At 38.9% G+C, this 24,015-nt stretch carries 27 protein-coding genes; 23 read left to right on the plus strand and 4 right to left on the minus strand.

What is annotated here, in order from left to right:
• Positions 1-19: 19 nt before the first annotated feature.
• From miaA to NSQ76_RS09075, 8 genes are all read left to right on the plus strand, one after another.
• On the plus strand, positions 20-976 hold the full coding sequence (gene miaA, locus NSQ76_RS09040) for a tRNA (adenosine(37)-N6)-dimethylallyltransferase MiaA (RefSeq protein ID WP_025093277.1): 957 nt from the start codon (positions 20-22) through the stop codon (positions 974-976).
• A gap of 25 nt (positions 977-1,001) precedes the next feature.
• Positions 1,002-1,223 carry an RNA chaperone Hfq gene (gene hfq / locus NSQ76_RS09045; protein ID WP_024424088.1) on the plus strand — a complete coding sequence of 74 codons (222 nt, stop codon included), beginning with the start codon at positions 1,002-1,004 and terminating at the stop codon, positions 1,221-1,223.
• Positions 1,224-1,385: 162 nt separating this feature from the next.
• Complete coding sequence (locus NSQ76_RS09050; RefSeq protein WP_024427040.1) at positions 1,386-1,706, plus strand: YmzC family protein; 321 nt, start codon at positions 1,386-1,388, stop codon at positions 1,704-1,706.
• A gap of 79 nt (positions 1,707-1,785) precedes the next feature.
• Complete coding sequence (locus tag NSQ76_RS09055; RefSeq protein WP_003212415.1) at positions 1,786-1,998, plus strand: hypothetical protein; 213 nt, start codon at positions 1,786-1,788, stop codon at positions 1,996-1,998.
• A 265-nt stretch (positions 1,999-2,263) separates the two neighbouring features.
• Complete coding sequence (gene nrdI, locus NSQ76_RS09060; RefSeq protein WP_008360380.1) at positions 2,264-2,656, plus strand: class Ib ribonucleoside-diphosphate reductase assembly flavoprotein NrdI; 393 nt, start codon at positions 2,264-2,266, stop codon at positions 2,654-2,656.
• A complete protein-coding gene (nrdE, locus tag NSQ76_RS09065; RefSeq protein ID WP_024424086.1) occupies positions 2,616-4,718 on the plus strand; it encodes a class 1b ribonucleoside-diphosphate reductase subunit alpha in 2,103 nt (700 codons plus the stop codon). The genes nrdI and nrdE overlap by 41 nt, the downstream gene beginning before the upstream one ends.
• A 17-nt stretch (positions 4,719-4,735) precedes the next feature.
• Positions 4,736-5,716, plus strand: coding sequence for a class 1b ribonucleoside-diphosphate reductase subunit beta (nrdF, locus tag NSQ76_RS09070; protein WP_024424085.1), 981 nt, complete (start codon positions 4,736-4,738; stop codon positions 5,714-5,716).
• 88 nt (positions 5,717-5,804) lie between these two features.
• The gene (locus tag NSQ76_RS09075) at positions 5,805-6,422 is read left to right on the plus strand and encodes a hypothetical protein (RefSeq protein ID WP_024424084.1); all 618 of its coding nucleotides are present in this window, start codon (positions 5,805-5,807) and stop codon (positions 6,420-6,422) included.
• Positions 6,423-6,489: 67 nt separating this feature from the next.
• Here the strand turns inward: NSQ76_RS09075 and NSQ76_RS09080 are convergent, their stop codons facing one another.
• Positions 6,490-7,248 carry an N-acetylmuramoyl-L-alanine amidase gene (locus NSQ76_RS09080; protein ID WP_025093276.1) on the minus strand — a complete coding sequence of 253 codons (759 nt, stop codon included), beginning with the start codon at positions 7,246-7,248 and terminating at the stop codon, positions 6,490-6,492.
• A gap of 320 nt (positions 7,249-7,568) precedes the next feature.
• Here NSQ76_RS09080 and spoVK point away from each other — a divergent pair, with 320 nt between their 5' ends.
• The 5 genes from spoVK to glnA all read left to right on the plus strand — a co-directional run bounded on the left by spoVK (position 7,569) and on the right by glnA (position 13,106).
• Complete coding sequence (gene spoVK / locus NSQ76_RS09085; protein WP_024424083.1) at positions 7,569-8,528, plus strand: stage V sporulation protein K; 960 nt, start codon at positions 7,569-7,571, stop codon at positions 8,526-8,528.
• A gap of 122 nt (positions 8,529-8,650) precedes the next feature.
• Entirely contained in the window at positions 8,651-9,922 is a 1,272-nt protein-coding gene (gene hflX, locus NSQ76_RS09090; RefSeq protein WP_024427043.1) for a GTPase HflX, read from the plus strand.
• 6 nt (positions 9,923-9,928) lie between these two features.
• The gene (locus NSQ76_RS09095) at positions 9,929-11,209 is read left to right on the plus strand and encodes a methionine gamma-lyase family protein (RefSeq protein ID WP_268478087.1); all 1,281 of its coding nucleotides are present in this window, start codon (positions 9,929-9,931) and stop codon (positions 11,207-11,209) included.
• Positions 11,210-11,300: 91 nt separating this feature from the next.
• Positions 11,301-11,711, plus strand: a complete 411-nt coding sequence (locus tag NSQ76_RS09100) for a MerR family transcriptional regulator (protein ID WP_025093274.1) — start codon at positions 11,301-11,303, stop codon at positions 11,709-11,711.
• 60 nt (positions 11,712-11,771) lie between these two features.
• The gene (gene glnA, locus NSQ76_RS09105) at positions 11,772-13,106 is read left to right on the plus strand and encodes a type I glutamate--ammonia ligase (RefSeq protein WP_024427046.1); all 1,335 of its coding nucleotides are present in this window, start codon (positions 11,772-11,774) and stop codon (positions 13,104-13,106) included.
• A gap of 1,046 nt (positions 13,107-14,152) precedes the next feature.
• Here glnA and NSQ76_RS09110 read toward each other — a convergent pair.
• Positions 14,153-14,374, minus strand: a complete 222-nt coding sequence (locus NSQ76_RS09110; protein ID WP_247721857.1) for a hypothetical protein — start codon at positions 14,372-14,374, stop codon at positions 14,153-14,155.
• Positions 14,375-15,056: 682 nt separating this feature from the next.
• Between NSQ76_RS09110 and NSQ76_RS09115 the strand changes: the two genes are divergently transcribed.
• The 9 genes from NSQ76_RS09115 to NSQ76_RS09155 all read left to right on the plus strand — a co-directional run bounded on the left by NSQ76_RS09115 (position 15,057) and on the right by NSQ76_RS09155 (position 21,869).
• A complete protein-coding gene (locus NSQ76_RS09115; protein ID WP_332284356.1) occupies positions 15,057-15,542 on the plus strand; it encodes an SMI1/KNR4 family protein in 486 nt (161 codons plus the stop codon).
• 468 nt (positions 15,543-16,010) lie between these two features.
• On the plus strand, positions 16,011-16,193 hold the full coding sequence (locus NSQ76_RS09120; RefSeq protein ID WP_041084758.1) for a hypothetical protein: 183 nt from the start codon (positions 16,011-16,013) through the stop codon (positions 16,191-16,193).
• A gap of 91 nt (positions 16,194-16,284) precedes the next feature.
• The gene (locus NSQ76_RS09125) at positions 16,285-16,629 is read left to right on the plus strand and encodes a structural protein (protein ID WP_185854420.1); all 345 of its coding nucleotides are present in this window, start codon (positions 16,285-16,287) and stop codon (positions 16,627-16,629) included.
• 67 nt (positions 16,630-16,696) lie between these two features.
• Complete coding sequence (locus NSQ76_RS09130) at positions 16,697-16,948, plus strand: hypothetical protein (protein ID WP_332284354.1); 252 nt, start codon at positions 16,697-16,699, stop codon at positions 16,946-16,948.
• Positions 16,949-17,371: 423 nt separating this feature from the next.
• Positions 17,372-17,740: a nuclear transport factor 2 family protein gene (locus NSQ76_RS09135; protein ID WP_024425099.1), complete on the plus strand. Its 369-nt coding sequence runs from the start codon at positions 17,372-17,374 to the stop codon at positions 17,738-17,740.
• Between the two features lie 379 nt (positions 17,741-18,119).
• A complete protein-coding gene (locus tag NSQ76_RS09140; protein ID WP_341053427.1) occupies positions 18,120-19,211 on the plus strand; it encodes a Rap family tetratricopeptide repeat protein in 1,092 nt (363 codons plus the stop codon).
• Between the two features lie 2 nt (positions 19,212-19,213).
• Positions 19,214-19,348 carry a hypothetical protein gene (locus NSQ76_RS09145; protein ID WP_283860093.1) on the plus strand — a complete coding sequence of 45 codons (135 nt, stop codon included), beginning with the start codon at positions 19,214-19,216 and terminating at the stop codon, positions 19,346-19,348.
• Between the two features lie 125 nt (positions 19,349-19,473).
• On the plus strand, positions 19,474-21,396 hold the full coding sequence (locus tag NSQ76_RS09150) for a T7SS effector LXG polymorphic toxin (RefSeq protein ID WP_327823349.1): 1,923 nt from the start codon (positions 19,474-19,476) through the stop codon (positions 21,394-21,396).
• Positions 21,396-21,869 carry an antitoxin YezG family protein gene (locus NSQ76_RS09155; protein ID WP_185854424.1) on the plus strand — a complete coding sequence of 158 codons (474 nt, stop codon included), beginning with the start codon at positions 21,396-21,398 and terminating at the stop codon, positions 21,867-21,869. Before NSQ76_RS09150 ends, NSQ76_RS09155 begins: the two co-directional genes overlap by 1 nt.
• A 279-nt stretch (positions 21,870-22,148) precedes the next feature.
• On the opposite strand, the gene NSQ76_RS09160 is transcribed toward NSQ76_RS09155, so the two are convergent.
• On the minus strand, positions 22,149-22,610 hold the full coding sequence (locus NSQ76_RS09160; RefSeq protein ID WP_341053433.1) for a macro domain-containing protein: 462 nt from the start codon (positions 22,608-22,610) through the stop codon (positions 22,149-22,151).
• 228 nt (positions 22,611-22,838) lie between these two features.
• Between NSQ76_RS09160 and NSQ76_RS09165 the strand changes: the two genes are divergently transcribed.
• Positions 22,839-23,420, plus strand: a complete 582-nt coding sequence (locus NSQ76_RS09165; protein WP_034621968.1) for an undecaprenyl-diphosphatase — start codon at positions 22,839-22,841, stop codon at positions 23,418-23,420.
• A 51-nt stretch (positions 23,421-23,471) separates the two neighbouring features.
• Here the strand turns inward: NSQ76_RS09165 and NSQ76_RS09170 are convergent, their stop codons facing one another.
• Entirely contained in the window at positions 23,472-23,843 is a 372-nt protein-coding gene (locus NSQ76_RS09170; RefSeq protein ID WP_034621969.1) for an iron chaperone, read from the minus strand.
• Positions 23,844-24,015 lie beyond the last annotated feature (172 nt).

The raw sequence follows: 24,015 nt of genomic DNA on the forward strand, positions 1-24,015 counted from the left end.
TGTAAAAGTGAGTGATGTTATGAATAAAGCGAAGCAGCCAGTAATCGTGTTAGTAGGGCCGACGGCTGTCGGCAAAACCAAATTGAGCATTGATATAGCCAAAGCATTTAATGGAGAGATTATCAGCGGGGATTCTATGCAGATTTATAAAGGGATGGATATCGGAACAGCTAAAATCACTCCCGAAGAAATGAATGGCATCCCGCATCATTTAATTGATATTAAACAGCCGGACGAATCTTTTTCTACAGCTGAATTTCAGCAGCTGGTTCGTGCGAAAATCAAAGAGATTGCCGCTAGAGGGAAAACGCCAATGATTGTCGGTGGAACAGGCCTCTATATCCAATCTGTTTTATATGATTACACATTTACGGATGAGAAAAGTGATCCTGCTTTTAGAGAAGAAATGACGCTCTTTGAACAGCAGCACGGCGCGCTTTTGCTGCACGAAAAGCTAAAGGCAGTAGATCCTGATGCGGCAAACGCTATTCATCCAAATAACGTCCGCCGCGTGATCCGGGCGCTGGAAGTGATTCATACAACAGGTCAGAAAATGTCGGAGATGCAAAACGGGCATCAAGAAGTTCCTCTTTATGATACAGCCTTCATTGGGCTGAAAATGGATCGAGAGGTTTTGTACGAGCGCATTCATCAAAGAATTGATATGATGATAGATGAAGGCTTAATTGAAGAAGTGAGAGCACTTTATCAATCTGGTTTGAAGGATTGTCAGTCTGTTCAAGCCATTGGTTATAAAGAGCTGTATGCCTATTTTCAAGGTGACTGCTCACTTGACGAAGCCATCCAGCAATTAAAGCAAAATTCCCGTAGATATGCGAAGCGTCAGTTCACGTGGTTCCGTAATAAAATGGCGGTCACTTGGTTTGATATGACACCGCCTTGCCACTTTTCAGACAAAAAAGAGGAAATTTTCGCATATATAGCAGGAAAGCTTGGACTTAAAGCGAAACTGTAGTTATCAGAATCAAGGAGGACGAATCATGAAACCGATTAATATTCAGGAGCAGTTTTTGAATCAGATCCGCAAAGACAATACATTTGTCACAGTATTCTTGCTGAATGGCTTTCAGCTTCGCGGTCAAGTGAAAGGGTTTGACAATTTCACGGTGCTGCTTGAAACAGAAGGGAAGCAGCAGCTTATTTATAAACACGCCATTTCTACATTTGCACCTCAAAAGAATGTAAATCTAGAATTAGAATAGGATAGGTTGTATTTAAAATAGCCCCATGCCTCTGCGAATAAACCGGCCGGAACCCGCTACGTTTTTTGTCAGTGCAGAGGGGCTATTTTGCATGCAATGAAACTTTTCTGCCAAATTTCCGTATCATTCCTTATTGGATATTAGAAGGGTGAGGGGATTCATATGGAAAATGCAGAGCTTGAATTAAGAAGGATTAGAGTGATCCTCCTTTTGATTGGAATTGTTGTCTTGTTTGGATCGTGCGCTATCTCAAACATTGAAACGAGACAAGAAAGTTGGAATAACCATTCTCATGAAAATGCAGATGGAGTTTTACCATCATCTGCTGCACTAAAAAATAATCATTTTGCTGTTGTGAAAGATGATCAAGTACATGTGTACCGATTTGATGAAAAAGAAGGAGAGCTGACTCTCGTTACAACGAAATACATAGATGAATGGGACGACGAAGAATATGATGATGGCTCTGATGAAGAAGAGTAAGCACGTAAATTTACAAATGAATGTGAAGCCGCTACACTATAATCATGCATCAGACATCTAGACAGAAAAGGATGAGTTCATGACACATAAAATTAAAATTAATCATTGGGAACAAACTTGTGAAGACGATTCCTGTTTCGAATATGGAACGAGTGTTTCTGTAAATGGGAAAGAATTAGTGAGAGAAGCTTCAATCGTTTCTGCGCTTGAAGCGGTGCTAAAAGAATTAGGTGTTGAAGTGGAAATTACAGAAGTGTCAGAAGATTTACAGTGCGATGCCTACAAAAAATAAAACAAAAAGTCTAGTCTACTAAGCGATTTTTTTTCGTGTTATGATAGATTTCGGTTTCAGTTGAATAGGGAGTAGAGCAGTCTATTTTTAGATCCTGTTCTGCTCTATTTATTTGAACGTACGAGTTCGGCTATGAAGGTTCGGCCGGGTTGGTTGATTTTTTTCGTTTCGAACATCTATATGTTGTGTTTTGAAAAAACATAGTATACTATATATAGTGGATAGCGAAATGATCAACAATACTAAAAACTAGGTCGTGATGGAATTGATTCAAATCGTATTTGATTCAAAAACAGGAAATGTTCAACGCTTTTTGGACAAGACCCCTTTTACAGACAAACGAAAATTGACTGGAGAAGAGTTTTTGGATACGCCGTTTATTCTCGTCACCTTTACAACAGGATTTGGACAAGTCCCTAGTACCACTCAGTCCTTTTTAGAGAAAAATGCTCACCTTTTACTAGGTGTTGCGGTGAGTGGCAACAAAGTGTGGGGAGATAATTTTGCAAAAAGCGCCGATACGATTTCTAAACAATATCAAGTTCCTATTTTGCACACCTTTGAACTAAGCGGAACAAAAAGGGATGTTGAATTGTTTACACAGGAGGTAGAAAGAATTGTCACAAAATCAGGTTCCAAAGTGGATACAATTAAATAACGAAATTATGATTCAAAAAGAAGGAAAGTTTCAGTTCGATAAGGACAAAGAAGCTGTACATAGTTATTTCGTAGATTACATTAATCAAAACACGGTCTTTTTTCATAATCTAGAAGAGAAGATTGATTACTTAATAGAAAACGACTACTATGAGGAAGAATTTTTAAGACAATACAGCATGGCAGATATTAAAGAAGTCTTTGAAGCTGCATATGCCAAAAAATTTAGATTCCCATCATTTATGAGTGCATTTAAGTTTTACAATGACTATGCACTGAAAACAAATGATAAAAAGAAAATCCTTGAACGCTATGAAGACCGCATTTCAGTTGTAGCACTTTTCTTTGCGGGTGGGGATAAAGAAAAAGCACTTGAGTTTGTAGAACTGATGATCAATCAAGAGTACCAGCCAAGTACACCAACCTTCTTGAACGCCGGACGTAAAAGACGCGGTGAGCTTGTGAGCTGCTTCTTGCTTGAAGTAAATGACTCACTAAACGATATTTCAAGAGCGATTGATATTTCAATGCAGTTGTCAAAACTAGGTGGCGGCGTCAGTTTGAACCTGTCAAAACTTCGTGCAAAAGGCGAAGCAATCAAAGATGTCGAAAACGCGACAAAAGGTGTCGTCGGTGTGATGAAGCTTCTTGATAATGCATTCAGATATGCAGATCAAATGGGGCAAAGACAAGGATCAGGCAGTGCCTACCTGAATATTTTCCACAGAGATATCAATGATTTCTTAGATACGAAAAAAATCTCTGCCGATGAAGATGTTCGCGTGAAAACTCTGTCCATTGGAGTCGTCATCCCGGATAAATTTATCGAGCTTGCTAGAGAAGATAAAACAGCTTACACTTTCTATCCGCATACAGTCTATAAAGAATATGGACAGCATCTTGATGAGATGGACATGGAAGAAATGTATGACGAGCTTGTAGAAAACCCGAAAGTTAAAAAAGAAAAAGTCAATCCGAGAAAGCTTCTTGAAAAATTGGCTGTTCTACGCTCAGAATCAGGCTATCCATATATCATGTTCCAAGATAATGTAAACAGAGAGCATGCCTTGAACCATATTTCACGAGTGAAATTCTCAAACCTTTGCTCAGAAGTGCTTCAGGCGTCAGAGGTTTCTTCTTACACGGACTATGATCAAGAAGATGAAATCGGCCTTGATATTTCTTGTAACCTTGGTTCATTAAATATCATGAATGTCATGAAAAACAAATCGATTGAAAAAACGGTTAAGCTTGCAACAGACTCACTAACGCTTGTGTCTGAAACAACAGACATTCGCAATGCACCAGCTGTTCGAAAAGCGAACAAAGCGATGAAGTCAATCGGACTCGGCGCGATGAATCTTCACGGGTATTTAGCTCAAAACCAAATTGCCTATGAAAGTGAAGAAGCAAGAGATTTCGCAAATACGTTCTTTATGATGGTGAACTATTATTCAATTAAACGCTCAAGTGAGCTTGCGAAAGAAAAAGGAGAAACATTCCATCGTTATGAAGGCTCTGGCTATGCAACTGGTGAGTACTTCAATAAATACGTGGAAAATGATTTCACACCAAAAACAGAAAAAGCAGCAGCGCTATTTGAAGGCATGCACATTCCAACAAAAGAAGACTGGGCCGCACTCAAAGAATTTGTAGCGGAACATGGCATGTATCACAGCTATCGTTTATGTATTGCACCAACAGGTTCCATTTCTTATGTTCAATCGGCAACAGCTTCTGTGATGCCAATTATGGAACGTATCGAAGAAAGAACATACGGCAACAGCAAAACTTATTACCCAATGCCAGGTCTTTCAGCACAAAACTGGTTCTTCTATAAAGAAGCGTACGATATGGACATGTTTAAAGTGGTCGATATGATCGCAACGATTCAGCAGCACGTCGATCAAGGAATCAGCTTTACACTATTCTTAAAAGATACGATGACAACGCGTGATTTAAACCGCATCGATCTTTATGCACACCATAAAGGCATTAAGACACTTTATTATGCAAGAACGAAGGATACAGGGCAGGAAGGCTGTCTTTCTTGTGTTGTTTGATTAAAGGAGAGTTTAACGTGACAAAAATTTATGATGCAGCCAACTGGTCAAAACACGAAGACGATTTTACACAAATGTTTTACAACCAAAATGTAAAGCAGTTCTGGCTTCCAGAAGAGATTTCCTTAAACGGAGATCTCTTAACATGGAAATATTTAGGTGAAAAAGAGCGAGATACGTATATGAAGGTACTTGCTGGACTGACTTTACTTGATACAGAACAAGGAAATACAGGGATGCCGATTGTTGCTGAACATGTGGACGGCCATCAGCGTAAAGCAGTACTCAACTTTATGGCAATGATGGAAAATGCGGTGCATGCGAAATCATACTCAAATATCTTCATGACACTCGCACCAACTGAAACGATCAGTGAAGTGTTTGAATGGGTCAAGAAGAATAAATTCCTGCAAAAGAAAGCAGATATGATTGTCAGTTTATATCGTTCGATTCAAAAGGACGATCCTATTTCTCTCTTTAAAGCAATGGTTGCTTCTGTTTATTTAGAAAGCTTCCTATTTTATAGTGGTTTTTACTACCCGCTTTATTTCTATGGACAAGGAAAGCTCATGCAAAGCGGTGAAATCATCAACTTAATTTTGCGTGATGAAGCGATACATGGTGTGTACGTTGGATTATTAGCACAAGAAATTTACAACAAACAAACACCTGACGTGCAAAAAGAGCTATATGATTTCTCTATTGACCTTTTAAACGAGCTTTATGAAAATGAACTTCATTACACTGAAGATATTTATGACCAAGTCAATTTATCGCATGATGTGAAAAAGTTCATTCGTTACAATGCCAATAAAGCGTTAATGAACCTTGGATTTGCCCCTTACTTTGAAGAAGAAGAGATCAATCCTATTGTATTGAATGGACTCAATACAAAAACAAAGTCGCATGACTTCTTCTCAATGAAAGGGAACGGCTACAAAAAAGCAACAGTTGAGCCGTTAAAAGATGACGATTTCTTCTTTGGAGATGAATCATAAGGAAAGCGTAAAAGTCAAAACGCATCACTCGTTTTGGCTTTTTGCCATTTCTAACAATGTGATAGTTACATACTGGAGGTTACCGAACATGGGAAAAATGGACGAAATCATTTTAGTAGCACCACGCGCACGCGTGTTTCAAAACGAAACACTTGCGTTTAATGGTGTGAACAGTGAAGAGAAAACAATCAGCACCATTATGAAAGAAATCGAAGAGCACTTCGAGCAAATGCGAAGAGGCGATGCAGAAGAAAATCCTGACTTCAAGCAGCCGATTCCTTATGTCGTGATTAAGCGTGAGGACGAAGTGTATGTATACGAAAGACTTCAAGGCGGAGGAGAGACTCGCTTACATCATAAGTTATCTCTTGGCTTTGGGGGGCATATGAATTTCATCGAAGGAAAAAACTTTGCTGAGATTCTAAAAGAAAATACAGATCGTGAGCTGGACGAAGAACTTTCAATTCAAGAAGAAGACAAACTTGAAATGAAAACCCTTGGGTTAATCAATGACGATGACAACAGTGTCGGCCGTGTGCACATCGGACTGTTATCAGCACTTGAACTATCTCCGGGTGCTCATGTGGAAGTAAAAGAAACAGATCAAATCTCAGGAAAATGGATGAAAGCAGCCGATTTGAAAAAGCCTGAATACTTCGATCGTCTTGAAACATGGTCTCAATTTGTCGTTAACATCTTAGCGTAAATGAATACACAACAAACCGGCTCAGCAGAAGACTTGAGCCGGTTTGTTTCGTTACAATAGCTTCAGCTTATTGGAAAACGAATGCGTCGTGACCGGCCTGCTTCAATTTTGCGACGAGATCATCTGCATTTTGCTTTGTACGGAAAGCCCCGGCTTGCACTCGGAACATGCCGCCGTCTAATACAACAAACGCGTCAAAGCCTTTGGATTTAAGTGTTGCTGCTAATTCATCTGCATTGGCTTTCACTTTGAAAGCTCCTGCCTGCACTTTATAAAGATTACTTGCTTTTTTTTTCAATTGAAAGGCTTCTTCTAGACCAGTCGCATGAGCGCGAGCGATGCCTTGAAGGAAGGTTGCGTTGCGGAGCTTATTAGCATCAGCAGCCGTATCGATGAAACCATTCTCTGTTAAAATAGCGGGCATAGAAGTTTCTCGAAGAACGTGGAAGTTCGCAGTTTTCTTGCCGCGGTTCGCAAAATCAACCGAGCGGACAATTTCATCATGAAGGGCATTGCGATACGTGGTGGTCGGTGCTGAAACGCCAGGATACACATAGCTTTCAAACCCTGTGCCCCCGCCAGCATTAATATGAATAGACACGAAATAGTCTGCCCCCCAGCTGTTTGCCGCATTCGTACGCTGGGACAAAGTGACGGATTGGTCAGTTGAACGACTTAAGCGGACGGAAACCCCATCATATTCACTAATCAAAATGTCTCTCAATAAAAGCGCGATTTGAAGTGTTATATTTTTCTCCAAAAGTCCATTAGCACTAGCTCCAGAATCTGTTCCTCCGTGGCCAGGATCAATAAAAATTTTCACCATCTATTCATCACCTCGTCTTTATTTTATGAGAAAATAGAAGAATTGCCTGTACAAAATGCGGAAATCATTGAGACTCTTTTCTGCATCATTTGTGATCAAAAAGCTACATTTTTCTAAGAAAAAGCAAATTGTTGGTTTGTCCGCCCAAACGGGATGAATACAATGGAAATAGCACATCATTTCCTGGGAAACCGCAGAAATCCCTACAATATTCGGTATCTCGGGTCATTTTGACAGCAAACTTGGGCTTAAGCGGGCGATTGTCACGATTACAGCTCCACCCGAATAGAATAAAGAGAGAAGAGCGAGAGGTGAATACGTTGGAGCGAGCTGTCACATATAAAAACAACGGCCAAATCAATATTATACTTAACGGACAAAAGCAAGTATTGGTTGATGCAGACTCAGAGGCAGAATACCTAGAAGCCTTGCAGAAAAATGAGGCAAAACACAGCATCTTACGGGAAATAGAGCGTGAAATGAACAGCCTTGTCGGTATGGATGAAATGAAACGAAACATAAAAGAGATTTATGCTTGGATTTTTGTTAATCAAAAACGGCAGGAACAAGGGTTAAAGGTAGGAAAACAAGCGCTTCATATGATGTTCAAAGGAAATCCTGGCACAGGAAAAACCACAGTTGCAAGACTTGTCGGGAAGCTTTTCTTTGAAATGAATGTGCTCTCAAAGGGTCACTTAATTGAAGCAGAACGAGGTGATCTTGTTGGAGAGTACATTGGTCATACAGCGCAAAAAACAAGGGATTTAATTAAAAAATCATTAGGTGGTATTTTGTTCATTGACGAAGCCTATTCTCTTGCACGCGGAGGAGAAAAGGATTTTGGAAAAGAAGCGATTGATACCCTTGTAAAACATATGGAGGACAAACAGCACGAATTCATTCTCATTCTTGCAGGCTACTCCAAGGAAATGGATCATTTTCTTTCTTTAAACCCCGGCCTGCAATCAAGATTTCCAATCAACATCAGCTTTCCTGATTATACAGTCGATCAGCTCATGGATATTGCAAAACGAATGATGGCAGACAGAGAATATGTATTTACACAAGAAGCTGAATGGAAGCTGCGGGATTATTTAATGCACATTAAAAGTACCACAAGCCCGGCAAAATTCAGCAACGGCCGGTTTGTGCGAAACACCATTGAAAAAGCCATACGAACCCAGGCGATGAGACTGCTTCTTGTGGATCATTATGATAAAAAAGATCTGCTGACCATTAAAAGTCACGATCTTCAAATGAAAGAGGATACGCCTTCTTGAAATGGCGTATCCTTTTTTATAAAGAGTCACTAAAATAAACCATCCGAATAGTGGTATACGTGTGATGTGTTTGGTATGATGGTACTACTGAAAACTTAAGTACAGAAAGGAAACAACTAACGTTGAATGAACATGAAATGACTGAAAAAGCGATCCTTGTCGGCTGCCAATTGCCGCATGTAACGGATGAACGCTTTCAATACTCAATGGAAGAATTAGCTTCCTTAACCAAAACGGCTGGCGGTGAAGCTGTCAGCGTGATGACGCAGAAGAGAAATAGACAAGACAGTGCAACGTATATCGGGAAAGGGAAAGTAGAAGAACTTGAAGTGCTTTGCGAGGAACTCGAATGTGATGTCATTATTTTTAATGACGAGCTTTCTCCAAGCCAGCTAAAAGCTTTGGCGACTGCTTTAGATGTGAAAATTATTGATCGTACGCAATTGATTTTAGATATCTTTGCAAAAAGAGCCCGTACAAGAGAGGGGAAGCTGCAAATAGAGCTTGCCCAGCTTCAGTATGCCTTGCCGAGACTAAGTGGACAAGGGATCAGCCTTTCAAGACAAGGGGGCGGAATTGGCGCAAGAGGTCCAGGTGAAACAAAACTTGAAACAGACAGACGTCATATTCGAAACCGCATTCATGAAATTAACGGGCAGTTATCCGCAGTCAAAGAACACCGAACAAGATACCGGGAACGCCGAAAGAAAAATGGTGTGTTCCAAATTGCCATTGTCGGGTATACGAATGCCGGAAAATCAACTTTGTTTAACCAGTTAACAGAAGCGGATAGTCATGAAGAGGATTTGTTGTTTGCGACACTTGATCCAATGACACGTAAGATGACATTAGAATCTGGCTACAGTGTGCTGATTTCAGATACAGTTGGCTTTATCCAAGACCTTCCGACCACACTGATTGCCGCATTTCGTTCCACCCTTGAAGAAGTGAAGGAAGCCGATTATTTGCTTCATGTCATCGACTCTTCTAATGAGGATTATGAAGGGCACGAACGAACGGTTCATGAGCTTTTAGAAGAATTAGAAGCGGACCGTATTCCGATGCTGACTGTTTATAACAAGGAAGATCAAATTAGACCAGATTTCATCCCATCTTCAAAGCATCGCCACATCTTAATCAGTGCTAAGCGCAAGGAAGATGTAAAAAGGTTAAAAGCGGATATTATGGCTGAGCTGAAAAAAGCCTTTTTAAAGCCATATCATGTAAAGATTCCAGCGCATGAAGGCAAGCTCATCTCCGCATTAAAATCAGAAACGCTTGTGGAATCACTAGAATTTCAAAAAGAAGCAGAGATATATGACATCACTGGCTATAGTGGTGAGGATCAGACCATTTTAGGTCAAATCAAGAAGTATATGTTGGAAAGGAATTAAATCAAGATGTTTCACACATTAAAACACGGCAGTATTTTAGAAAAAGTAGCAGCAGAAACAGAACAAGAGATTTTACACGTGCATCAGCAAATTGATCAAAAGAGCGAACAAAATGAGTGGCGGGTGCTTGAAAGCTATCGAAAGCACAAAGTCAGTGACTCTCACTTTAATCCGACGACTGGATATGGCTACGATGATATGGGGAGAGACACATTAGAAAAGATTTATGCGGATGTCTTCGGCGGAGAAAGCGGGCTTGTGCGTCCGCAAATTATTTCCGGTACACACGCAATTTCCATTGCCTTATTTGGTGTGCTGAGACCTGGCGATGAATTGATCTATATGACGGGAAAACCATACGATACGCTAGAAGAAATTGTCGGGATTCGCGGGAAAGAAGGGACAGGCTCATTAAAAGACTTCCAGATTGACTACAAAGCCATTGATTTACGACAAGATGGATCCGTCGATTACGACAAAGTAAAAGAGTCGATTTCCACTAAAACAAAAGTCATCGGCATTCAGCGTTCGAAAGGCTATGCGTCAAGACCATCCTTTACTATAGAAGAAATTGAGCAAATGATTTCATTTGTGAAAGAGATTAATGAAGAAATCATTGTGTTTGTAGATAACTGTTATGGTGAATTTACTGAATTAAAAGAGCCATGTCATGTCGGAGCTGACCTCATGGCCGGTTCACTCATTAAAAACCCAGGCGGAGGCCTTGCCAAAACAGGCGGCTATATCGTTGGAAAAGAAAAATGGGTAGAAGCTTGCTCTTATCGAATGACATCTCCAGGCATCGGCAGTGAAGCGGGTGCATCGCTGTATGCGCTCCAAGAAATGTATCAAGGCTTTTTCTTGGCGCCGCATGTTGTAGCTCAAAGCTTAAAAGGCGCAGTGTTTACGGCTCGTTTTCTTGAGAAGCTCGGATTCCAAACAAACCCGGCGTGGAATGCGAAAAGAACGGATTTGATTCAATCAGTCGAATTTGGGGATCCTAAAAAAATGATTGCTTTCTGTCAGGCAATCCAGTATGCATCTCCGATTAATAGTCACGTCACACCACATGCAAGCTATATGCCAGGCTACGAAGACGATGTCATTATGGCAGCGGGCACCTTTGTACAAGGAGCCAGTATCGAATTATCAGCCGATGGTCCGATCAGACCGCCTTATACTGCCTATGTTCAAGGCGGACTCACGTATGCCCATGTGAAAAATGCGATTTGCAGTGCTGTCGATGCCTTATTGGAACAAGGTTTTATTGAAGTGCCTGCTCAATAAAAAAATCCATGTTAATATTCCTAACATCTTGTTGACACATAATATAACATGACATATAATAAATTTAAGCAAAGAGGAGGAGACAGTTGAGATGAGTGATAACATTCGCCGCTCAATGCCTTTATTCCCAATTGGGATTGTCATGCAGCTAACAGAATTATCTGCAAGACAAATTCGCTATTATGAGGAAAATGGTTTAGTATTTCCAGCAAGAAGTGATGGAAACCGCCGATTATTTTCTTTTCATGATGTTGATAAATTACTAGAAATTAAAAACCTCATCGAACAAGGTGTAAACATGGCAGGAATCAAAAAGCTTTTTGCCAAAGCTGAGGCAGAAAATCCATCGTCTGATACAAAGACGGAGGAAAAAGCTACAGCTAAGCACAACTTGACAGATGATGAACTCAGGAAGCTACTGAAGAAGGAACTCATTCAGGCTGGACGTTTCCAACAAGGAACGACCTTTAGGCAGGGGGATATGTCAAGGTTCTTCCGTTAACCAATTAGCAAAAGCATTGCTATACACATTTTACCTTTTGTAGGGGAGGAGTTTTACGAAATGGCAAAGTACACAAGAGAAGATATCGTAAAATTAGTAAATGAGGAAAACGTAAAGTACATCCGTCTGCAATTTACAGACATTCTCGGAACGATTAAAAATGTTGAGATTCCTGTGAGCCAGTTAGAAAAAGCTCTCGATAACAAATGTATGTTTGACGGTTCATCTATTGAAGGATTCGTACGTATCGAAGAATCAGATATGTATCTATACCCAGATCTAAACACATTTGTTATTTTCCCTTGGACAGCAGAAAAAGGTAAAGTTGCACGCTTTATTTGTGACATTTATAAGCCAGACGGGACACCATTTGATGGAGACCCGCGTAACAACTTAAAGCGTATCTTAAAGGAAATGGAAGAACTAGGATTTAGTGATTTCAACCTTGGACCTGAGCCAGAATTCTTCTTATTTAAATTAGATGAAAAAGGCGAACCAACGCTTGAATTAAACGATAAAGGCGGATACTTTGACCTTGCGCCAACAGATCTAGGCGAAAACTGCCGTCGTGATATCGTACTTGAGCTTGAAGAAATGGGCTTTGAAATTGAAGCATCTCACCACGAAGTAGCACCAGGGCAGCATGAAATTGACTTCAAATATGCAGGCGCAATCCGTTCTTGTGATGACATTCAAACGTTCAAACTCGTTGTCAAAACCATTGCGAGAAAGCATGGTCTTCATGCGACATTCATGCCAAAACCATTGTTCGGTGTAAACGGATCTGGTATGCACTGTAACCTATCATTATTCAAAAATGGTAAAAACGCATTCTTTGATGAAAAAGCAGATTTACAATTAAGCGAGACTGCTAGACACTTTATCGCAGGTATCGTCAAGCACGCAACAAGCTTTACAGCGGTCACAAACCCAACGGTAAACTCTTACAAGCGTCTTGTACCTGGCTATGAAGCACCTTGCTATGTGGCTTGGAGTGCACAAAACCGCAGCCCATTGATCCGTATCCCGGCATCACGCGGCATCAGCACACGCGTAGAAGTACGCAGCGTAGACCCATCTGCAAACCCATATCTTGCACTAAGCGTATTACTTGCAGCAGGTCTTGACGGAATCAAAAACAAACTAGAAGCACCAGCACCAATCGACAGAAACATCTATGTCATGGACAAAGAAGAGCGTCTTGAAAACGGCATCTCTGACCTTCCTGCAACACTTGCAGAAGCACTCGAGCTGCTAAAATCAAACGAAGTCATGATCAACGCACTAGGCGATCACCTATTCGAGCACTTCATCGAATCAAAAGAAATTGAATGGGATATGTTCAGAACTCAAGTACACCCATGGGAACGCGATCAGTATATGTCTCAGTATTAATAAAGAACCCCTGGAGCCATTGGCTTCAGGGGTTTTTATTTTTGTGGGTGTTTCTAATATTTCAAAATGAAGGAGCATCATCCACAATTCACCCACAAAAAAGGCGACTTTCAAATTTCAACGAAGGTCTCAGAAAAAGTATTCAAAACCTTGCTGAAATGATTGGTACGAAGTCCAAGTGGAGCGATATTCTCCGCTATATTTGCAAATGCAGAGCGTCTAATTATAAATTATCAGAGTAGATCACAGTGGTGTAGTTCACATTGCTGATCATGAGCCGGAACAGTTAGAGGATGAATTGAGCTTACCTGCAGAAAAAATAAGATTAAAGAAAAATTCCATAAAAATTGAACGTAAAGTGGAGGGATTGAAATCAGGATCAGATTAACGAAGGTAAACCGATGCAGACTGAAGAAACATATGATAATAATTTAGATTCCAGATTCCTCTCATAGTGTGAAAGACGATTCTGGCGGGAATGATCAAAAAGAAGAGGAAGGTTATGTACTTAAAGTATCTGAAGATGCTGATTGATCTGTCTTTAGATTTAAGGGACGAACACCTATTTAGAATGTGTATACGTGATTTGCAAAGTCTTCAAGGCAAATAAAAAAAGCGAAGACTACAGAATAACATGGGAAGCTTTGTGCACATGAATAATCCTTACAAACTTACAAATTCAACCATTTCCATTTATAACTTTATGACCAAAGGAGTAGTGAAAGCATTATTCTAGATGATCATTCCAACCAAGCGTTTTTAGCTGAAGCACCTATTTACGGGAAAACGGATATCACTACACGCGAAGGCCAGTTCACAAATTTAAATTAATCGAGTTCACACAAAATAAAATAGCAGGAGCTTCCTCCTGCAGGTAACAGTCAAAAATAAGTCATTTGCTAATGATTCTGAAATTATTAAAACAGGCATAGTGATGGCAGCTATATATTTTCAAATTAGCTAATTAAAAATGAGATAGGAGGGTCATCCTCCTATCTCTTAGATATTTTTAAAATCAACATTGATATTTGCCTGTCCGAGTACCATCACCCTTTTATGCATCTTTTAGGACCAAAGAGACCGAAACATTTGATAGGTTTTTTGTGTGTATTGGCTTTTAGATGAATAGTTTTCAACTCAGCTTGAGGAGTTATTACCTTTTGACTCATCTTGCTGTCTGCATTAGAAGGTGAAGCGAATGCAGGAGATGCAGAAACAAGTAAAGCAAAGGATAATGCGGAACAAATTAAAACTTTTTTTAATCTCATTTAAAACACTCCATAGTTTATTTTTTACATACCTAATTATCCTATATTATAAAAAATTCAAGGGTTTTTTTGTAAAAATAAGAACGGTTTTCAGATTTAGATAGATTATAAGAAAATTTCAATATGAACTTTCAAGGAGTGATAGACTGAAATCTGAACAATTGTGTTTACTACCAGGGATCGATGAGAAACAAGTCCGAAATGCTCTGATCAAGGAGCTGAAGGTTTATAGGGCCCTGAAGGTGAAGGAGGATAACAAAAAGGAACAAGAGGCAAACGGTGCTACAGGCCTGTTTCCTTCTCTTAGAAATCAGGAAGTTTTTAAATGAACTAAAGATGCGGGAAATAGAAAGAGCACTTGAAAACAGCCTAGATGAAATTGAGCAATATTATAAATAAATTGGAAAAGGAGTATCGGAATGAAGAGATTTGCTTATTCGATTTTCTTTATGGTTGTTCTGTTGACGGCATATTTGTAGGAGATGCGAAATAAATATATCAAATGGTATATTGGTAAATACACAGATCCTAAATGGGATTGGTCTGGTTTAGACATTCACCATGTTATACCTTTAGAATATGGTGGAGATAATAAAATGGGTAATTTATATGCACTCACAAGAACGCTGCATCAACAAGAGGTTTCTCCTTGGTGGAGAGGATATAGATAGAAGGTGAAAGATTGAGTAGGATCGTGCAGATATTAGAAAAGCTTGAAAATCAATTAGATGAGAAGAACATCATCAAATTCTCGGTAGACGGTGAAGTCTATGAAAAGTGCTGTACCTTCAATGCCCCAGCCGATCAAGAAAATATAAAACAATTTGAAAAGAAACATCATGCATTGCCTGACGATCTCAAAGAGTTTTTATGTCTACATAATGGCGCAAGAATATTTGAAGACATAGTTTTTGGGAACAAGGTAGGTGGAGGATTACACGTTTTCAGTTTAAAAGAAATCGAATCCGAGTTGTCTAATGATTTTTTTGATCAGGTTGATGGAACAGCTATTGCTGCTCTTTTTGAAGGGTGCTACTTGATACTAAATAAGGAAAATCCCAACCTTTATCTATTTGAAGACGGTTTAGAGTATAGGCTGCTTGACGTAGATTTTGAAACTTTCCTTCAGAAGTATATTGAATCTGAAGGCGATGCGTTTTGGGAATAATAGAACCAAAGTGTCCATGTTTATGGGCACTTTTTTTATTTGCATTGCCGAGAAAAAACCGAGAAAAAGCCGACAAAAAGGGGACCTTTTTTCCTGAGTGAATCAACGTATGATATAGACAAGCAAAACGAACGTGAATATTTTGTCCAGAAGGAAGAACCTGCGGACGCTGATCATTGAGCACTTTAAGTGCCTTGATTGGTGTTCGCTTTTTTTATTGGGAGACGCGCCTTTCCTTTATCAATGGCGTATCTGGATACGGAACAAAGGTGTTGAGGAATGTGGCCATACGAGAGGGACATTCTGAGCCTGGATAGCAGCTGGTCTGCGGCAGCCGTATCGAGGACAGTTTTTCATTTTACTTGATGAATGACTGTACTTGGCATCCTCTCGGAGTGTAGTCATCATTCAAAAATCTATTTAAGCGAATAGCGTAAGGTGGTGCTTATTCGGCAAGGAGCGAGTGAAATGAAGATCAGGGTTTCTGTTTCTAAAGAGACATTAAAGCAATTTAAAAGCATTGCTCCTGGTTCTAATAGAAAGAAGGAGAACGATGCTGATCCCATTACGAATAGGGAGTGGGAAGAAATCATGGGAACGAGACGCGAAACGTATCAACGACAAGGCGGCCGTATCCGGAGGAAACGATGATTTGATGGGAACAGTCGTCTTTTGGGTGTATGGCTGCACGTGCTTTGGTGAGGGATAGGAGCGCAAAAATATAAAAAGGGAGATGATGAGCATGGCATCAGGATTTGGAGTGTCGGCGAACCCGACAAAAGCTAATCACAAAATTGGAGAGGATAAGGTCGTACGAATTGCAGTACAAAACCACAATGACTTTAGTGCTGGTCCCAATCTTATTCCACAAAGAAAGGTTAATGGAAAGTGGGAGACAATAAAAACAAATTCCCGGAACCCCCTTAACCCAGGTGAAAAACTTTATGATCAATTTGACATCAAAGAGTCATTTTGTAACAAAAAAGGTACTTATCGCTTTAGAGTGGATGTAGAACGTTACGACAAAAAGGGCAATCATGTTGCAACTCTTGGAACATTCTACACTAGCGAATTTTACATTAAATAGAACCAATTTAGTGAACACCTGAAAATTTCCAAATCACCTCCGATATATGTTTAGGAGGTGATTTCTTATGAATGAAATTAACGAAACCAACGAATTTACATCATTTGAACAGAGTAAATACATTGAGATTTATTTGAAACAATTTGGGAAAAAGATGCATAAAGCAACTATTAATCAACAAACAGCATTTAAAGAGAAAATAAAAAAGCAGTATAATAGAAAAGAAATTCAAATGCTTTTGGGTAGGACTGAAGATATTATAGAGAATAAGAAATCTAATAAGCATTACATTGATGCAACAAATAAACCTAATAATTGACTAGACTTTGCTAGAACGATTGGTATTATTAGCTTGTCGCTCTCTTGAGGAGTGTGGATTGAAAGAAACTATATCTTTAAAGTTAAGAAGAGCCAATGATGTAGTTATCATTGGCTCTTTTCTTTTAACGGAATTTAAGTTACCTAAATAAAGGGGTGTGTTCTTTACAAGAGCACCCCTTTTTCGTATAGGCGAGGGGCTTGGCACGCCCCCAAGCTTAAACGAGAGCGCGGCAGCTTCACATTCTCCTTATACATTACTTGGTACACCGCTAATATAACAAGGCTTTAAAGTGCACCAATAAAGCGAATGAGTGTAGAATGACATAAATTCCAACCAAGAACCTTTTTTTTGTTCATTTTGATATAATAGATTCAAAACACTAGTTAAGAACTGCGCTTAATTAAAAATAGAGGAGTACTTATGAAAGAAGAAATTATAAAAGAATATTTCTTTATGTGGGTAACTAGAGATTTTACGTTTTTAGATACGTATTTTTCTGATGATATTATCTACCGCGAATGTTATGGAGCAATGTATGTGGGTATAGAGGAAGTCCATTTGTGGATCAAAAAAATGTTACTGAAGCAAGTTGTCTTAGAATGGAAGATAAAAAATATTCATCAAGTAAATGATACCTTATTTTTTGTAGAATGGTATTTTAAAGCAAAAGAAGAACAACTTTATTCATTTGATGGTATATCAAAGATTAGATTTGATGGAAATAAAATCCGATTAATAGAAGAGTATGAAGCTAAACATGAAACTTTTAGACCGTGTAAGATTGATTAAAGATGTCCAGGGACAAGAACATCAATTACATACACTTAAAACTGATACGATGTGAGGTTAAACACGGTTGAGGGATACTCCGTATGAATGGTACAGAAAATTGTCCAGGGACAAATTTGCTCCGTTTATTAAAGATTGTCGAGGGACAAGAACATGGTCCCCATTGAAGTCGCTATTTTAGCGGCTTTTTATTTTATCGGTACAAGTTCTTGTCCCGATTGCCGGAATGCGAAAAGAACATGTTACTATTGCCAATTAGTCATATGTTTGCATTTTGCGGGATACCGAAAACTTTTAAAATGAACACCTTGTCTTTACATATGTTGTAAATGTCATGTTAAAATTATACAAAGGAAATGATAGCAAGGAGGGTAATGGGATGTCGTATTTGATTTCTTCTGTAGATGTAGCAAACACGCTCAACAAATGGTATTTACATATTAAAAAGAGGGAAGTTTCACAAGCAGTAGAGCTGAGGGATGAGATTCAAGAAATGTTAGGCGAAATGGAAGAAAATCAAGATGTGTTACTCTATTTCAATATTCTTGATTACAGATTTAAGGTACTGATGGAAGATTTAGTGGGGCAACCAACAATAACAGAAAGTGAAAGAGTCAAAACAGATGACATGCTAAGGTTTTACTTTTATCTTTTCAAAGGTATGTATGAGAGTGCAAAAAATAACTATTCAGAAGCCCTAGTCCTATTCAGAGTAGCTGAGAGACAGTTGGACAAGGTACATGATGAAATTGAAAAGGCTGAGTTCCATTATAAAATTGGCACACTCTACTATTTCAATAAAGTCACGCTTCTTTCTCACCATCATCTACAAACAGCAAAGGACATCTACAAAGGTCATGAAGGTTACAGCATACAGACCATAAACTGTAATATGTTGTTGGCACTGAATTTGATTGATGACGGTAGACTAGACAAAGCTGAACGAATACTTTTGGATTGTGTAGATAGACTGATTGAAAAAAATGATAAGAGATTGTTAGCGTTGGCTTATTATGATTTGGGATTTCTCAAAATTCAGGATGACCACCATATAGAAGCAATTGAATATTTCAACAAAGCAATTTCCGCAGATGATCTAAAACAGTCAGCTCCTGTTTCATACTTACAATGTGCGTATGAATTTGCAAGATCAAGCTACAAATCAAATCAGTTGGATCAGGCAATAAGTTGGGTTGCTGAGGGGAAAAACTTTTCTAAAGAACAGCAGAACACAAACTTTATTTTGAAATTCAATATCCTTGAGAAATGTTATACAACACCACAGGAAAGTTATGAAGATATCAAGAAAGGGCTATGTCTTTTGGAAGAAAGAAAAGCATATGTTGATTTAGAGGCTTTAGCTCCTGATGTTGCCTCCATTTATAAAAAGTTAAATCTTTATGAAGAAAGTAACTACTTCTTGGAATTGGCTTTAAAATCTTGTACGCTTATAGGAAAGGAGGTCATATGATCATGAAAAAAATAATGATGATGATTACTACCGCTTTGCTATTAGGTGCAATTCTTGGAATGCCTGCTGGACAACAAACTCAGGCAGATGCTAAAAATGATGTAGTGTTGCTTTTCTCTAGAGGTGCAGGATCATAAACGGGATAAGATTTTAATCCACACTACGGAGGATAATTGGTTAAAAAACGATAAAGTGGATTAAAGTGTCAGACTCCTTATGGTATTCTAGAAAAAGAATATTCCATAAAAGGAGTCTTTTTTATATGAAAATATTAGATGCTCCATCTTTACTATCAGCTGTCGAACAAAGGTCAAAAGTCTATCAGGAGCTTCGAGACGAAATGCAGCATGTGAAAAAAGCATTAAAAAGTGTGTCGGGATTAGGTGATGAATTTACTGGAAAAGGTGCAGACAATATCAAAGCCTTTTATGAGGATCTTGCGCTTTACACAGACACTTATCTTGATTTTATTGATATGCAAAAAGCGTTTTTAGATGGGGTAAAAGGAAAGCTTGATGATGAATCGTTAGGCGGGAGTACATTTATTGATGAGCATTTCTTAGACGCTCAACTGAAACAAGGGATTCAGAATAATAAAGATATGGTCAAGGAACAAAAAGAAGCCCTATCCACTATTTTTGATGACATCAGTGATCTCATAGAACTGAATGTATTTTCAAGTAAAGAGGTCAATGAACATTTAGACGATGCGAATAAAAAAAGAAAAGAGGCAATTGATGCTGTACATAAATTAGATCATGCCCTAAAAACAGAATACGCAAAATCAGAAGCGATTAAGAAACATCTTACAACCTTTTATACAAAAATGATGGCTGCTACAGGAAAAGGGAAAAATGCGCAGCCCATGTATTACGATGCAAAAGCATTTCATGAGACAGATGTGTACAAGAATCATGATAAAATCGATGCACAGGTGAAAGCATATTTAAAGGTGAAAAAAGAAGAAAAAGAGAAACGAAGAATCAAAGAATTGAAAGAAAAACTCAACGATCCTTCGTGTATATCAGAAGCGAAATACTTTGAGATTGTAGACGAAATTGGATATGAAAATCTTTCCTACGATCAAAAAATATATTACAGCCAGCTTCTCCAGATCAAAGCGCAGGAAGAAGCATCAGAGGGGTTCGTTGATGTTGTAAAAGGTGCAGCAGTTGGGCTATATGATGTGGCCAAAGATACAGTAGTTGGCATCTATGATCTTGTGACAGATCCTGGAGGTGCCGTTGAGTCGGTCGTAACGGCTGTTTCACATCCAATTGAAACATCGAAAGCGATTGGAAAGTCGATTTCAGACTCATTCCAAAAAGAAGTCATCGATGGTGATGCATATTCTCGATCCCACTGGTTCGCCTATGCAACTGGTTCTCTAGCAGAAATCGTCTTTGGTTCTAAAGGGGCAGGTGCCATTACAAAAACGGGGACAACAGCAGCCAAAACGACGGTGAAGAAAGGCCTTGAGCAAGGAGCAAAATCATTAGACAGAGTTTCTATTCCGAATCTATTGCCATACTCACCAAAGTTTCAAATGGCTGGCGGCCCGAAGCTGCCGTATAACGTGTTTGACGGAGAAAATCTCAAAAATAAACTCCTCTCTATGGCAAAGCGTCTAGACAACAATTCAGGATACGGGATCTCTAAAACAGGCAGACGATTACCAGCACCAAAATCGCCACCAGCCGTTGTCAGTTACGGAGATCACTATGTGAGATGGAAACGTAAAAAAGTGTTAAAACCGAATGTTGTTTATTCAACAAAGCAAGGCTACACCTACACAACCGATCACTACGGACGTATTGTCAAAGTCGAAGCAAGTGATTTAAAATACGGAGAGGTTAAAAGAAACCAATATGCCCAATCCAATTCAGGAAAGCCGGATCGATTACTAGATGATGATGGAGGTCACTTGATTGCAACTATTTTTAAAGGTTCAGGGGATATTGATAATCTTGTGCCAATGAATGGAAATTTAAATAAAGGTGAATGGAAAAAGCTTGAGAATGCATGGGCTGATGCTCTTCAAAATGGTGATCAGGTTAAAGTAAAGATAACACCTAACTATAAAGCTGATTCTCTACGTCCAGAAACTTTTGATATTAAGTATAAAATTGGTGATGATGAGTGGGAAATCAGACGATTCGATAATGTGTATGGAGGGAAAAAATAATGAATGAAGAAGAACTAGAATATGTATACAAACAGATAGTTGATATTGTAGTTAAGACAATACCTGTAAATTGGATAAAGGTGTATTTATATGGTGAAGTAGTTGAAGGTTCACAGACTGCTTACTTTTATTTTTTACCTAAGGAAAATGATGATCAGCCGATCTATAGTCATGAGATCACTGAATTGTTTGAAGTGAGTGAACATGAATACAGAGAAAGATGGCATCAATTAGTTGACTGTATCCAAGAACTTAGGAGAGCGTTTGAACAAAGTGGTCAAGAGCCTTGGACAAATTTCACAATGATATTTAATGAAACGGGACATTTTAATATAGAATTTAATTATGATGATCTTTCGAATACAAACCCTCATGAAAGAAAAACCATTTGGAAATATAATCATCTAGGTATTATACCTAAAAGTAATTCTGGTAAAAAACATTTAGAAAAATATCTTTCTACATTGGAGTAACTTTTGAATTTTTTAAGATGTTATAAATTTCATTTTGATAGATTATAGAAATAAAAAATAGAGAACTAATTGAGAGCACCATTCCAAGCAGAAATGGTGCTCTTATTAAATAATAACTCCTTTTATTCAATAACAAAACAGACACATGTAATGACAAAATAAAAATATTGATTGTGATTGGAATCAATTGTTATTGATTAGCATGTCAAAGAAACCGATCAACGAAAGCAAAAAGATCGAAAAACAAATTCCTCTTCTAATTTCATTATTCATTTCCCTCTATCTAAACCGATAAACCGTCACCTCACAATCACCCAGCACCTCTTCAATCATCTCTTCCACAATCGTCCAATCGCCGCCAGCCAAGCCGCAGCCGATCCCGTATGGAATGGCGATGGACGTTTGGTTTTCCTCCTCAGGTGATTGTGTCACTGTATCCTTTAGAAGTTGAAAGCAATTGCGTAAGGCATCGTAGTCTGTTTGCTTTCTTGTTCTTCCGTATCCAGCTTGGGCAAATAAGTTGGCAATTGTTTTTCCGTCTTTTGTTGTGATGAGTTGAACGGAGCTTAGCAAGTCATCTCCTTGTTCTGTACATAACTGTTTATAATCTTTGAACACATTCGGATATTTGCTTTTGATCTGTTTTGCTAATCCAGCTCCCATGACTCCTTTACAGTTCACTTGGTGACAAATGATGTCTTCGCTTGCCTCTAATATATTGCCGTCTACCGTTTTGATCATATGATGTAACCCCTTTTTGATAAAATGCAAACTTATGTTCTATTATAACAGTTTTGTTCCTGTGATTTAATAGCCTTTGATGAGTTTTTAGTTAGTACACGATGTTCAGGTGACAGCAAAGTGACAAACATGTCATATGATTCCATGGTTTGTTCGTTCGATCGATGGAGGCAGACATCTCATTTCAATTATCCTTATCGTAAATCAAGTAAAAAGGGATGAAATGAGATGCAGGGACTTAATGAAGATTTATTTAGGTGGGTGAATGAGCTCAGTATCGATCATGGTTACTTGAATCCAATATTTATTGGACTAGCTGAATATACAGTGCTGCTGGCAGCGCTCGTGTGTCTGTTCGTATGGTTTCAAAATCGCAGCAGGTACAATAGGGCGATGGTCGTTTCTGCCGGACTGACCTTCGTACTCGCCGAGTTACTTGGGAAAATCGCTGGGGTGTTTTATTTTAATCAGCAGCCCTTTGCAGAAATGAGCCACGTCAATCTTTTGATTCAAAAGGAAGTGAATAACTCGTTTCCGAGTGATCATACCATCTTTATTTTTTCGATTTGCGTGATCTTTTGGCTGTTTCACAAACGCCATATGTATTGGCTGATCATTGCGTGTGCTGTTGGTTTTTCAAGGATTTGGGTAGGTGTTCATTATCCATTAGATGTATTAGCAGGAGCTGCTATAGCGTGTTTAACAGCCGTCGCCGTTGTATATTTGCCGATATGCCAAAAGAGCGTTGATGCCCTTTTGTCATGTTATGAATGGCTTGAACAAAAATTGGTAGGGAAGAGAACAAAATAATATTGTTGCAGCAAAATACCCCGATCTGTAAAGCTGAGATCGGGGTACTGTTTATTTTCGCCAAAACGTTGAACAATCCGCTTTGTCTTCGATATTAAATTCGATGATTTTTTTTAGGAGAGGATAATCAACTGGCAAGCTTTCTTTCATGCGAAACAGATTTTTCCCATGATCGTACCCAGCTTGTACAATGTCAGCTGAAAATTGATCAATTCCTTTTGCTTCTGGTGCGACAGAAATGTGATGTTTTGCCACGCTAAACCCAATAATAAATGTGCCGTGATCTGTGAACATGGGCTGATTCCAAGCAATTCTTGGCTCTAATTGAGGGAATGTGTCTTCTACCCATTGTAAGATGTCTTGAGTGCGCTGCTTCAGCTCCGGGTTACCGATTTTGCTGATATATTCTTCAAACACATGCATGATATTTTATCCTCCCAATCCATCTACCTCATAAGCCTCAGACGGGATTCGAACCCGCACTCCTTTCGTAAGCATAGGCTAGGGGCAACACGCTTCCCTACGGAATTTCACCGACAGGAATTTCACCTGTCTCAGCTCATGTGCTTTTCGGTGCTTCTGAAACCCTTGCCTT

The sequence above is a fragment of the Bacillus sp. FSL M8-0256 genome, from assembly GCF_038005765.1.
Lineage (GTDB): Bacteria > Bacillota > Bacilli > Bacillales > Bacillaceae > Bacillus > Bacillus safensis.

Coding starts and splice junctions, on each gene's coding strand:
- glnA (WP_024427046.1), top strand. CDS start 11,772: ATGGCAAAGTACACAAGAGAAGATATCGTAAAATTAGTAAATGAGGAA.
- NSQ76_RS09125 (WP_185854420.1), top strand. CDS start 16,285: ATGGCATCAGGATTTGGAGTGTCGGCGAACCCGACAAAAGCTAATCAC.
- NSQ76_RS09135 (WP_024425099.1), top strand. CDS start 17,372: ATGAAAGAAGAAATTATAAAAGAATATTTCTTTATGTGGGTAACTAGA.
- NSQ76_RS09100 (WP_025093274.1), top strand. CDS start 11,301: ATGAGTGATAACATTCGCCGCTCAATGCCTTTATTCCCAATTGGGATT.
- NSQ76_RS09145 (WP_283860093.1), top strand. CDS start 19,214: ATGAAAAAAATAATGATGATGATTACTACCGCTTTGCTATTAGGTGCA.
- NSQ76_RS09140 (WP_341053427.1), top strand. CDS start 18,120: ATGTCGTATTTGATTTCTTCTGTAGATGTAGCAAACACGCTCAACAAA.
- NSQ76_RS09150 (WP_327823349.1), top strand. CDS start 19,474: ATGAAAATATTAGATGCTCCATCTTTACTATCAGCTGTCGAACAAAGG.
- NSQ76_RS09130 (WP_332284354.1), top strand. CDS start 16,697: ATGAATGAAATTAACGAAACCAACGAATTTACATCATTTGAACAGAGT.
- miaA (WP_025093277.1), top strand. CDS start 20: ATGAATAAAGCGAAGCAGCCAGTAATCGTGTTAGTAGGGCCGACGGCT.
- NSQ76_RS09055 (WP_003212415.1), top strand. CDS start 1,786: ATGACACATAAAATTAAAATTAATCATTGGGAACAAACTTGTGAAGAC.
- NSQ76_RS09050 (WP_024427040.1), top strand. CDS start 1,386: ATGGAAAATGCAGAGCTTGAATTAAGAAGGATTAGAGTGATCCTCCTT.
- NSQ76_RS09170 (WP_034621969.1), bottom strand. CDS start 23,843: ATGCATGTGTTTGAAGAATATATCAGCAAAATCGGTAACCCGGAGCTG.
- NSQ76_RS09110 (WP_247721857.1), bottom strand. CDS start 14,374: ATGAGATTAAAAAAAGTTTTAATTTGTTCCGCATTATCCTTTGCTTTA.
- NSQ76_RS09165 (WP_034621968.1), top strand. CDS start 22,839: ATGCAGGGACTTAATGAAGATTTATTTAGGTGGGTGAATGAGCTCAGT.
- NSQ76_RS09075 (WP_024424084.1), top strand. CDS start 5,805: ATGGGAAAAATGGACGAAATCATTTTAGTAGCACCACGCGCACGCGTG.
- NSQ76_RS09080 (WP_025093276.1), bottom strand. CDS start 7,248: ATGGTGAAAATTTTTATTGATCCTGGCCACGGAGGAACAGATTCTGGA.
- NSQ76_RS09095 (WP_268478087.1), top strand. CDS start 9,929: ATGTTTCACACATTAAAACACGGCAGTATTTTAGAAAAAGTAGCAGCA.
- NSQ76_RS09155 (WP_185854424.1), top strand. CDS start 21,396: ATGAATGAAGAAGAACTAGAATATGTATACAAACAGATAGTTGATATT.
- NSQ76_RS09120 (WP_041084758.1), top strand. CDS start 16,011: ATGAAGATCAGGGTTTCTGTTTCTAAAGAGACATTAAAGCAATTTAAA.
- NSQ76_RS09160 (WP_341053433.1), bottom strand. CDS start 22,610: ATGATCAAAACGGTAGACGGCAATATATTAGAGGCAAGCGAAGACATC.
- hfq (WP_024424088.1), top strand. CDS start 1,002: ATGAAACCGATTAATATTCAGGAGCAGTTTTTGAATCAGATCCGCAAA.